Origin of the sequence: Bacteroides sp. HPS0048 (assembly GCF_964240755.1) — a bacterium.
In the GTDB taxonomy this organism is placed as follows: domain Bacteria; phylum Bacteroidota; class Bacteroidia; order Bacteroidales; family Bacteroidaceae; genus Bacteroides; species Bacteroides nordii.
On the sequence record NZ_CAXSVC010000053.1, the window covers coordinates 16,362 to 18,196 of the forward strand.

Below are 1,835 nucleotides of genomic sequence, written 5' to 3' on the forward strand. Positions count from 1 at the left end.
CTTTATCTGTGTATGAAAATAAAGCAAGCCGTTGTGCGTATAGAGTCCGCGGAGCAGGTACTGGATGCCGAACGCCTTGCTTCCGATATGCTTGATGTGCCGTCTGTTGTCCTTGTGGATGGACTTCGAGATAAGGTGTACCAATTTAGGCGATTCACAGCCCAATTCCTTCAGGTAGATGTCAAGGGCGTTGTTGGGGCGGTTCACCTCACTTCCGTCATGAATGAAATCCTTCATCTCGATATTCAGCAGCAGCGGCTCTTCCGCATACTTCACATTGAAGGTGTAAAAACTTCCGCTTTCGGTAATCACGGACATGTTGGTCTCCTCACGGAAGTCCTTCACGGTGGTCTTTACACGGATGACATTCTCCGCACCGTCCGCCTTGCCTGCAATGAGGTTCGGAGAACCGAGATCCACATAACGCACCGATGACGGGAAAATGATGTGCGTGGTCTTTCCATAGGTCACTTCCAGCCCGTATGGAGGTATCATCCTGTCAAAGGTGAGTTTACGGGTCAGACCGTGATAGAGGTCTCCGTCCTCCTCTTTTTGAGGATACACTTCCTTGGCCAGTGTGACGGCATTGTTTACCGCCGCTACGCTGTCGGCTTCATTTTGGGCGAAAGCGCCCACAGTGCCCCATGCAAGGGCAAGCATTACAAAAAACTTTTTCATGTCGATTGAATTTTAATGGATTGTTATTGATCGTTGTCTTGATAAAGCATCAGGGTATAGCCTGACTTGAGATGCGCCTTCTCTTCACGCATCTTCCGGGATATGTACTGCGAGACACCTTGTATGGCACCCTTTCCGAGTTCGGAAAGCAGCTGGTCACCTGCCGACTGGTTGGTGATGGAGATGCTCGTGCCGAGATTCTGCCCCAGATTGGCGGCAACCTCCCTGACGGCGTTAGCCTCCATTGACCCCGGAATGAAGATGCCGCCCTGTCCGTCATTGTCATACACGGCAAGTTCCACGGGGATGATGGTACCGCCATATTCCACCTGAAGGATATTGACGTGAAGCCTTTCACCCTGTATGCGCCCTTCTCCGGTAAGCAGGGAGTTTTTGGGCAGGATATGCTTCCCTACACGCATTGGCTCCAGCAGTCTCATCCTCACTCCCTGACCGCTGATGACGGTCTGGTCCCCGTGGATGCAGGCCCGGATGGTATTCCTCACATTTCTCTCTTCTTTATGACCGATTGGCGTGTGGAATCTTTCCGGTTGTGCCATTCCTGTAAGCTGTATAGAATCACTGACAGGCTGCGGCAACGATGATACCACCGGTGTGGAAACCAGCCCCACGGGAACGGCTTTCGCCTTTCCGTTCCGCCCGGGACTTTCATTATCGGAACGGCTGTCCGTATTCACACTGCCATTGCCCGGCATATACCTGGCCGCAAGCTCATAGGATTTTTCCAGGAGAGCTACCTGCTCCTCGTAACCCGGCTGCGCGTTCTGTGCGGCGACCGCCTGCTTGAGTTGTTCCACCTCGGCTTTCAACGCCTCCTTCTCCGGATCTTCCTGCGGTGACTCGTAAAAGTTGCCGAGCGTCCTGTTGATGTCATTGTAGGCGGAGACGGATGAAGAACAGGCTTCATTCCTTCTGTCACCTTCACGAGAACTGCCATCCTTGGCATCCGCATCCGGTGACAATTCCACGACAGTCCCGGAGTTCCCGTCTGCCATCCCGGAGAAATCCTCCAGCGTACGCAGTTTTTCCGTCTGTTTGCGTTTCATGTCAGCCTGCTCATAGGCGGCAATCTTGTCCCCTTCTATGCCCGCTTCCCTCGGATCGGGAAGCTCGGTGTTGAATCCCGCATTTTTTTC

Annotated in this window: 2 protein-coding genes; both read right to left on the minus strand. The window is 53.0% G+C overall.

Going from position 1 to position 1,835, the window contains the following annotated elements; translation table 11 throughout:
• On the minus strand, window positions 1–678 hold a 678-nt coding region (traN, locus tag ACESQI_RS23080; protein WP_373127288.1), incomplete at its 3' end, for a conjugative transposon protein TraN.
• Between the two features lie 23 nt (window positions 679–701).
• On the minus strand, window positions 702–1,835 hold a 1,134-nt coding region (traM, locus tag ACESQI_RS23085; RefSeq protein WP_373127290.1), incomplete at its 5' end, for a conjugative transposon protein TraM.